General features: G+C 68.9%; 8 protein-coding genes. 3 read left to right on the top strand and 5 right to left on the bottom strand.

The features are described from left to right. The 3 genes from ACTHK2_RS13435 to ACTHK2_RS13425 form a co-directional block, all read left to right on the top strand. On the top strand, window positions 1–987 hold a 987-nt coding region (locus ACTHK2_RS13435; RefSeq protein ID WP_440246218.1), incomplete at its 5' end, for an FAD-dependent oxidoreductase. Window positions 988–1,075: 88 nt separating this feature from the next. Next, window positions 1,076–1,831, top strand: a complete 756-nt coding sequence (locus tag ACTHK2_RS13430) for a M15 family metallopeptidase (RefSeq protein WP_440246217.1) — start codon at window positions 1,076–1,078, stop codon at window positions 1,829–1,831. Window positions 1,832–1,931: 100 nt separating this feature from the next. Continuing rightward, window positions 1,932–2,543: a glutathione S-transferase family protein gene (locus tag ACTHK2_RS13425; protein WP_440246216.1), complete on the top strand. Its 612-nt coding sequence runs from the start codon at window positions 1,932–1,934 to the stop codon at window positions 2,541–2,543. A gap of 190 nt (window positions 2,544–2,733) precedes the next feature. Here ACTHK2_RS13425 and ACTHK2_RS13420 read toward each other — a convergent pair whose 3' ends face one another. The 5 genes from ACTHK2_RS13420 to ACTHK2_RS13400 all read right to left on the bottom strand — a co-directional run bounded on the left by ACTHK2_RS13420 (window position 2,734) and on the right by ACTHK2_RS13400 (window position 8,959). Next, entirely contained in the window at window positions 2,734–3,210 is a 477-nt protein-coding gene (locus tag ACTHK2_RS13420; RefSeq protein ID WP_440246215.1) for a hypothetical protein, read from the bottom strand. A gap of 59 nt (window positions 3,211–3,269) precedes the next feature. Next, window positions 3,270–4,421 carry a bifunctional 2-methylcitrate synthase/citrate synthase gene (gene prpC, locus ACTHK2_RS13415; RefSeq protein ID WP_440246214.1) on the bottom strand — a complete coding sequence of 384 codons (1,152 nt, stop codon included), beginning with the start codon at window positions 4,419–4,421 and terminating at the stop codon, window positions 3,270–3,272. A 40-nt stretch (window positions 4,422–4,461) separates the two neighbouring features. After that, a complete protein-coding gene (locus tag ACTHK2_RS13410; RefSeq protein WP_440246213.1) occupies window positions 4,462–5,025 on the bottom strand; it encodes a hypothetical protein in 564 nt (187 codons plus the stop codon). A gap of 15 nt (window positions 5,026–5,040) precedes the next feature. Continuing rightward, window positions 5,041–5,931, bottom strand: a complete 891-nt coding sequence (gene prpB, locus ACTHK2_RS13405) for a methylisocitrate lyase (protein WP_440246212.1) — start codon at window positions 5,929–5,931, stop codon at window positions 5,041–5,043. An 82-nt stretch (window positions 5,932–6,013) separates the two neighbouring features. Then, window positions 6,014–8,959 (bottom strand): EAL domain-containing protein, encoded by a 2,946-nt coding sequence (locus ACTHK2_RS13400; protein ID WP_440246211.1) that lies wholly within the window; start codon window positions 8,957–8,959, stop codon window positions 6,014–6,016. Between the last annotated feature and the right edge of the window lie 173 nt (window positions 8,960–9,132).

Below are 9,132 nucleotides of genomic sequence, written 5' to 3'. Positions count from 1 at the left end.
CTCGACCATGTATTCGAGAACCGGCGCGCGAGCTGCCTGGTCAATCCACGTGCCTGCCACGAGACCGAGCTCGTGATCCGGCCCGCACCGTCGAGGAAGCGCGTCGCCGTCGTCGGTGCCGGACCCGCCGGCCTAGCCTGCGCGACCACGCTCGCCGAGCGCGGCCATGCGGTCACGCTGTTCGAACAGGCCGGCGAAATCGGCGGCCAATTCAACATGGCCAAGCGCATTCCGGGCAAGGAGGAATTCCACGAGACGCTGCGCTATTTCGCGCGGCGCATCGAGAGCAGCGGCGTCGAACTCCGCCTCGCGACGCCGGCGACGCCGGAACGACTGCAAGGCTACGACGAGGTCGTGCTCGCGACCGGCGTGACGCCGCGCGCGATCGCGATTCCGGGGAGCGAGCGGCCGAACGTCCAGAGCTACGTCGACGTGCTGCTGCATGGCGCGCCGGTCGGCGCGCGCGTCGCGATCATCGGCGCGGGCGGCATCGGCTTCGACGTCGCCGAGTTCCTGGTCGAACCGCCGCCGTCACCGACCACCGACATCGCGCGCTGGACGCGCGAATGGGGTGTCGACACGACGCTCGCCGCGCGCGCCGGCCTCGCCAAGCCGGCCCCCGAGGCGCCCGCGCGCGAGGTGTGGCTGCTGCAGCGCTCGCCGGGCAAGCCGGGCAAGCGTCTCAACAAGACCACCGGCTGGGTGCACCGGGCGACGCTTGCAGCGAAGCGCGTGACGATGCTCGGCGGGGTTTCCTACGAGCGCATCGACGACGAAGGCCTGCACATCCGCGTCGGCGAAGAGCCACGCGTGCTCGCGGTCGACACCGTCGTCGTCTGCGCCGGCCAGGAACCGAACCGCGCGCTGCACGCGGGGTTCGGTGGCGACACGGCGCGCGTGCACCTGATCGGCGGCGCCGACGTCGCCGCCGAACTCGACGCGAAGCGCGCGATCGACCAGGGCACGCGCCTCGCCGCGCGGCTGTGACCGCGGCTGCGGACGATCCGCAGGACGCGATCGCCGTCGCGCCCGCATGCGTATGGCACAATGCGGAGGTACACCGTCGAGGACGACCGTGCGCGCGCGACGAACCCTTCCGATCCGCATCCTCGCACTCACCTTGTGTGCCGGCGTTGCTGCGTTCGCGGATGCACGCGAGGGCGTACCGACAGCGTATTTCCACATCGAGCCGGTGCGACCGGTCGCCGAGCTGCTGCCGATCGCGCTCGCGGCGAAGCCGCCGGTCGAGCGCGGAGAATTCCGTCCGTCCGACCTCGTCGAGCTGGCCGCGCTCGATCCTCGCATCCACCTCGACATCCGCTATGCGACATCGCGCAACTTCCTCGGCACGCCGCTGTACAGCGAGGCCCGCGCGTTTCTGCAACGGCCTGCGGCCGAGGCGCTCGTGCGCGTGGGCGATGCGCTCGCGCGCGACGGCTACGGCCTGCTCGTGCACGATGCATACCGACCGTGGTACGTGACGCGGCTGTTCTGGGACGCCACGCCGGTCGACAAGCACGACTTCGTCGCCGATCCGGCCAAGGGCTCGCGCCACAATCGCGGCTGCGCGGTCGACCTCACGCTTTACGATCTCGCGAGCGGCGAAGCGGTCGAGATGCCGAGCCTCTACGACGAGATGACCGAACGCGCGTACCCGGGGTACGCCGGCGGCACGGCCGGGCAACGCGCGCGCCGCGATGTCTTGCGCCGGCGCATGGAGGCGCAGGGGTTCAGCGTGTATGCAACCGAGTGGTGGCATTTCGACTATCGCGGCTGGCCTGCGTACGCGATCCAGAACGTGCGGTTCGAGGACATCGCCGCGAAGCCGTGACTAGCCGGCGGCGCCGGGCGCGCGCCACGCCGGCCGGCGCGGCTTGATCCGTCCGCGCCGGCTCGCCAGCATGCATCGTTTTTCACCCATGGAGGCCCGCATGAAACTCTACTATTCGACCGGCGCGTGCTCGCTCGCCGACCACATCGTGCTCGAATGGATCGGCACGCCGTACGAGACGCAGCGCGTGAGCCGCGAGGAGCGCGCAAGTGCCGACTACAAGCAGCGCATCAACCCGGCCGGTGCCGTGCCCGTGCTCGAAGAGGACGGCTGGTTGCTGACGCAGAACGCCGCGATCCTCAACTACCTCGCCGACCGCTTCCCGGAAGCGAAGCTCGGCGGCGACGGCACGCCTGAGGGCCGCGCTGAAGTGAACCGCTGGCTCGCGTTCGTCAATTCCGACGTGCACCCCGCATTCAAGCCGCTGTTCGGCGCGACCGCGTATCTCGAAGACAAGGCGACGATCGAGAAGACCAAGGATGCGGCTCGCAAGGGCCTGCGCGCGCTGTTCGAGCGCGCCGATGCGCAGCTCGCGGGGCGCGACTGGATCGCGGGCCAGCGGTCCATCGCCGATCCGTACCTGTTCGTGACCCTGCGCTGGGCGAAGGGGCAGAACATCGACCTCGGCGGGCTCGACAACCTCGCCCGGTTCGTCGCGCGCATGGAAGCGGATGCGGCGGTGCAGAAGGTGCTCGCGGAAGAAACCGCCTGAGCGTCGGATCGGGGGGACTCGCGGTGGGATGGGCTCGCATCCATGTGCGACATCGTGCCGCTGCGTCCCACCCTACGGCGCGGCCTTTCGAGATGGGTGGATATTTCGGAGCGCCCGGTGGGTCTCGCGGTGCGACGCGTCACGGCGTCCATGTGCGGTTTCGCGCCGCTGCGTCCCACCCTACGGCATCCTACGCGATGGCGGAACGGACGATGCGTTCCCATTCCTCGGCGAATTCAGCACTGCGCGCCTTCGCGATCGCCGCCGAGATGTCGGGCAGCAGGGCGAGCAGTTCGTCCACACTGCCGCAACGCTCGATGCGGAGCTGCGTCATGAAACCGCGCAGGCCCAAATGCTCCCTCACCGCTTCGGACATGAGCCCGCTCAGCGTGATGTAGCGCTGGGCGGCCGGCGATGGCGCGGCGTTGGCCGGTTCGGGCGCCGCCGCGGCCGAACCGGCCGGCGCGATCAGGCCGAGGGTCGCGAGCTGTTCGATGGCGTCGCTGGGCGCACGCAGGGTTTCCCCGAAGCGCCGCAACTGAATGACGTCGCGCTGGCCGTCGACGAGCAGCAGCAGCGAACGCACGGGTGATGCGAGCTTGTGCTGGCGCGTGCCGATTTCGGCACGCCCGGCTTCGGTCTTGGCGTAAACGATGGCTGCCTGCATGCGCCCCCCCTACAGGTGCGGCCGCGGTCGATTCCAGTATCTCCGCGCGCCGCATTCCGTCAAGAGCGTTTTTCGAGGGGTACGAAGGCGAGGTCCTCGGGACCGGTGTAGTTGGCGCTCGGTCGGATGATCTTGCCGTCGATGCGCTGCTCGACCACATGCGCGCTCCAGCCCGAGGTGCGCGCGATGACGAACAGCGGCGTGAACATCGCGGTCGGCACGCCCATCATGTGGTAGCTGACTGCGCTGAACCAGTCGAGGTTCGGGAACATCTTCTTGACGTCCCACATGGTCGATTCGAGCCGCTCGGCGATGTCGAACATCTTCATGTTCTGCTGTTGCGCGGACAGCTCGCGCGCGACGTCCTTGATCACCTTGTTGCGCGGATCGCTGACCGTGTAGACCGGATGGCCGAAGCCGATCACGACCTCCTTGCGCTCGACGCGCGCGCGGATGTCCGCCTCGGCCTCGTCGGGGGTGTCGTAGCGCTTCTGGATCTCGAACGCGACCTCGTTGGCGCCGCCGTGCTTGGGTCCGCGCAGCGCGCCGATCGCGCCGGCGATGGCCGAGTACATGTCGCTGCCGGTACCGGCGATCACGCGCGCGGTGAACGTCGACGCATTGAACTCGTGCTCGGCGTAGAGGATCAGCGAGGTGTGCATTGCGCGCACCCACGACTCGACCGGCTTCTCGCCGTGCAGGAGGTGCAGGAAATGCCCGCCGATGGAGTCGTCGTCGGTTTCCACCTCGATGCGCTTGCCGTTCACCGCGAAGTGGTACCAGTACAGCAGGATCGAACCGAGCGACGCCATCAGGCGGTCGGCGATGTCGCGGGCGCCCGGATGGTTGTGGTCGTCCTTTTCCGGCAATGCGCAGCCGAGCGCGGAGACGCCCGTGCGCATCACGTCCATCGGATGTGCCGAGGCCGGAAGCTGCTCGAGCACGGCCTTCACGGACGCGGGGATGCCGCGCAACGACTTCAGCTTCGCTTTGTAGCCGGCAAGCTCCGCGCGATTGGGCAGCTTGCCGTGCACGAGCAGGTGCGCAATCTCCTCGAACTCGCAGGTGGTCGCGACGTCGAGGATGTCGTAGCCGCGGTAGTGCAGGTCGTTGCCGCTGCGACCGACCGTGCACAGCGCCGTGTTGCCGGCGGCGACGCCGGACAGGGCGACGGACTTCTTGGGTTTGAACGGCGTGGCGGTGTCGGTCATGGTGTTCTCTCGTGGTGGTTCTTTCACGTGCACGGTCGCGTCAATCCCCGAAGGCTTCCGCATCGGGAAGCGCCGGGCAGGAATCGACGGGGTTCTGGATCGCCTGGGCGGTCGGGTCGTCGGCCGCATACGCCCAGCATTCGTCGAGGGTCGAGCAGTAGCAGATGTCGACGGCGGTACGGCCGCGGCTGGTGCTGCGGAAACGGTGATAGACGTCGGCATCGCCGAATACAAGCATCGGCACGACTTCGCCGCCGCTGATCACGTTGTCGCTGATCGTCGACGTGCGCAGCGGGACGTGGCCGAGGCCGAGCGCTTCGGTGACCTCGCGCCAGGTCCGCTTCGGCTGGCCGTCGACGCGTATGCGCACGCTCTTGACGATCGCAGGCCCGACGCCCTTGTTGTGCATCTTGATGGAATTCTCGGTGTCGTAACTCGCGAGCAGGAGGTAGGGCCATACCTGCGCGCGCACCTGGGTACGCTGCAGGTAGGCGGTGTAGCCGGAGACGAGCAGCGCGAGCGCGCCGATCAACGACGCGATCACCGCGGCGAGCGCGTCCCAGTTGCGCGCGCTCGTTTTCCTGGCGGACGGCGATTCGCTCATCGATCGTCGCGCCGGTCACTCGTCCGAGCGCCCGCCGGCGAACAGCGCGTCGAGCTTCCGCTCGTAGGCATGGTAGCCGAGGAAATCGTACAGCTCGGCGCGCGTCTGCATCGTCGGCACCACGGCCTTCTGGGTACCGTCGCGGCGCACGGTCTCGTAGAAGTCCAGCGCCGCCTTGTTCATCGCGCGATACGCGCCGCAGCAATAGAGCGCGATGTCGACCGCCGCGTCGCGCAGTTCCCCGGTCGTGAAGAACGGCGTCGAACCGAACTCGGTGAGGTTGGCGAGAATCGGCACCTTCACCGCCTGACGGAAGCGGCGGTAGTCCTCGAGCGTCTTCATCGCTTCGGGGAAGATCATGTCGGCGCCCGCCTCGACATAGGCGACCGCACGCTCGACCGCCACATCGATGCCTTCGACCGCGGCGGCGTCGGTACGCGCCATGATCACGAACGCAGGATCGGTGCGCGCGTCGACGGCCGCCTTCACGCGATCGACCATTTCGCCCTTCGGCACGACTTCCTTGCCCGGGCGATGGCCGCAGCGCTTCTGCCCGACCTGGTCTTCCATGTGCACGGCCGCGACGCCGACGTTGATGAACGAACGGATCGTGCGTGCGATGTTGAACGCACCGCCCCAGCCCGTGTCGACGTCGACGAGCAGCGGCATCTGCGTCGCGTCGACGATGCGCCGCGCGTCGGTGAGCACGTCTTCCATCGTGCTGATGCCGAGGTCGGGCATGCCGAGCGAATTCGCCGCCACGCCACCACCGGACAGGTACAGCGCCTTGTAGCCGACGCGCTTCGCCATCAGGCCCGCATAGGCGGTGATCGCGCCGACGACCTGCAGCGGCCGCTCCTCGGCGACGGCGGCGCGGAACCTCGCGCCGGCGGACAGGCTGGTCATGGACGGTGCTCCGGATGCTGACGATGCGTCAGCCGCGCATTTTAACCCAGACCGCCCGTACCGATCCTCCGGGAAGGCCCGATCAGGCGCCCGCGACGGCGATCGGCACCGCACCCGCCCAGTGCTCGATCGGCGCCGGCCGGCCGAGCAGGAAGCCCTGGCCGAACTCGCAGCCCATGCGCAACAGGGCATTGCGCTGCGCCGGCGTCTCGATCCCCTCGGCGATGACCTGGATCCCGAGCGCGCGCGCGAGCGCGAGGATCGCCGCGACGACGGTGGTCGTCGCCGGCGTGCCTTCATCGAGCGCATGCACGAACGAGCGATCGATCTTCAGCATGCGCAGCGGCAGCGAATGCAGGTAGCTCAGCGACGAATAGCCGGTGCCGAAATCGTCGAGTGCCGCGCCGATGCCCAGGCCACGCAGCCGCTCGAGCGTCATGCGTACGCGCTCCGGGTCGTCGAGCAGCGAGCCCTCGGTGACCTCGATGATGAGGCGTGCGGGATCGAACCCGGTGCGCTCGAGCAGGCGCACGAGGCGCCGGTCGAAGTCGGCGTGCTGCAGGTGGAGTGCCGAAACGTTGATGGTGAGGAACGGCCGGTTCTCGCCCAGACGCTGGATCGACGCGCAGGCGGCCTCGAACACGCGCCAGTCGATCGCCTCGATGTGGCCGCCGTCCTGCGCCACGCGCAGGAACGCGGCCGGGCCGAACACGCCATCGCGCGGATGATTCCAGCGCATCAGCGCCTCGTAGCCGACCACCTCGCCGTCGGCGAGGCGGCAGAACGGCTGGAAGTACGGTTCGAACTCGCCGCGCCGCAGCGCTTGGCGCAGCTCGCCTTCCATCGCGAGCACGTCGATCGCGCTCTTCGCGAGCGTGTCGTCGAACAGCATGTAGCGCTTGCGGCCGAGTTCCTTCGCGCGATAGAGCGCGATGTCGGCGTCGCGCAGCAGCTCGTCGGCGACGATGTAGTTGCCGTCGCCGATCGCGATGCCGATGCTCACCGACGGATCGAGTTCGCGCCCGGCCAGCTGCAACGGCACGCCGAGCGTATCGAGCACGCGCTGTGCGATGTCCTCGGCCGCGGCACGATCGCCGACGTCCTCGATGAGCACGGCGAACTCGTCGCCGGAAAGGCGCGCGACCATGTCCGGCGCGCGCACGCACTTGAGCAGGCGTCCGGCGACCGCCTTCAGCATCTCGTCGCCGGCGAGGTGGCCGAGGCTGTCGTTGACGACCTTGAAGCGGTCGACATCGAGGTACAACAAGGCGCAGCGCCGGCCCGGCTCCTCGCGCAGGCGACCGAGGATGCGATCGAGCCGCTCGCGCAGGAACCCCCGGTTCGGCAAACCGGTCAGCGCGTCGTGCATGACCTGGTGCTTCAACTGATCCTGCGCGCGTTCGCGCTGCTGGACCTGCTCGCGCAGCTCGCGCGTGCGTTCGGCCACGCGTTGCTCGAGCTCGGCGTTCGCGCGCTGCAAGGTCGCCGCCGAGCGCCGGCGGTGGATGCTGTTGGCGATCTGCAGCGCGGCGAAGCTCAGCAGTTCCTGGTCGGCGGCGCCATAGGACACCGAATCGGTGTAGCTCTGCACGACGACCACGCCGATCGGCTGGTCGTCCACGCGCAGCGGCACGCCCAGCCAGCAGAACGCCGGGCGGCCGATGCGCGCGGGATCGACTTCGCCGCGCCGGCCGAGTTCGTCGATGCGCGCGCTGTCGCCGAGCAGCGGTACGCCCGTGCGCAACACGTATTCGGTGAGGCCGCGGCCGACCTCGCGCGACACCGAGCGACGCGCGCCGGCGTCGACGTAATACGGAAACGACAGGATACGGCGATCGTCCGAGAGCAGCGCGATGAAGAAGTTCTCGGCATTGAGCAGCTCGCCGACGACCGCGTGCAGGCGCTCGTAGAATTCGTTCTCGTCGATGTCGGCGGTGGCGAGTTGCGCAATGTGGAACAGCGCGGCCTGCAGGCGCTCCGCGCGCTGGCGCTCGATCACCTCCAGCTGCAGGCCGCGGTTCGCCTCGGCGAGCTCGAGGGTGCGCAGGCGCACCTCCTGCTCGAGCTCTTCCTGGTTGCGCTTGCGCTCGAGCGCGGTGAGGATGTGGCTGCCGACGAACTCGAGCAGGGCGCGGTCCTCGGACGTAAAGCCGAGGCCTTCCTGGTAGCTCTGCACGACCAGCGCGCCACGCGCCTTGCCGTTGCGCAGCATCGGCACGCCGAGCCAGTCGTAGCTGTCCGGCCCCACCGGCCGCAGCGGCGCGGCGACCTGCGTGCGCAGCTGCTCCATCGTGCCCATCAGCGCCCTGCCTTCGACGATGAGGTGCCAGGTCAGCGTGCCGCGCAATCCGTCGAGCGGGATGTCCGCCGACGTGTCGGGTACTTCCTTGTCCTCGATGTCGGCGAAGTACAGGAAGCGCAGGCTGTCGCGCTCGGCATCGTAGCGCACGATGAAGAAGTTCTCCGCGTACATCAGCGTGCTGACGATGCCGTGGATGCCGCGCAGCACGTCCGGCATGTCGCGATCGGAACCGGCGAGGTCGGAGATCGCGAACAGCGCGCGCTGCAGTGTTTCGGAATGCTCGAGCTGCTTGTGCGACTGGTGCAGGTCCTGCAGTTGCAGCGCACGGCGCAGGTGGATGCCGGCCAGGCGCATGCACGGTTCGAGCGCGTCGAGGACGGTCGCGGACACCTCGTCGGGGAACTCCAGCAGCAGCGCGGCGCGATCGTCGTCGAGCCGGATGTCGAGGCGCCTGCCGTCGACGCGAATCGGCTGCTCGGCCGCCATCAGCGCGGCGACGCGCTGCATGTCGGCGCGCTCGGGCTGCGCGGCGCCGTGCACGGCGATCGCCTCGGCGACGTCGTCCAGCCACATCACGATCAGCGCCCCGCAACCGAAGCGATGCTGCACCATCTCCACGATCGCCTGCGCGGTTTCGCGCGGCGCGGACAGCTCGACCAGCCGGAGCAGGCATTCGAGCTGCACCGCGTCGGGCGACGGCTGGGCGTTTGTGGAACAGTGGACCATTGGACTCCGGCCGCGCCAGGGCGGACTGTGGCCGCGACACCCCTTCGCCGCAGGACGTCGCCAGTGCAGCGCGCGGCGCGGCGGGTGTCAATAGCGGGCACCCCCGGCTGCGCTCCATGACGCGCCGATTCGATGCCCGCATGGGGAACAGGCGGAACGCGGCCGCCCTGGGG

The organism is Dokdonella sp. (assembly GCF_051958935.1).
Lineage (GTDB): Bacteria > Pseudomonadota > Gammaproteobacteria > Xanthomonadales > Rhodanobacteraceae > Dokdonella_A.
The sequence above is the reverse complement of the archived record's forward strand: the minus strand, read 5'-3'. Positions and strand labels throughout refer to the sequence as shown.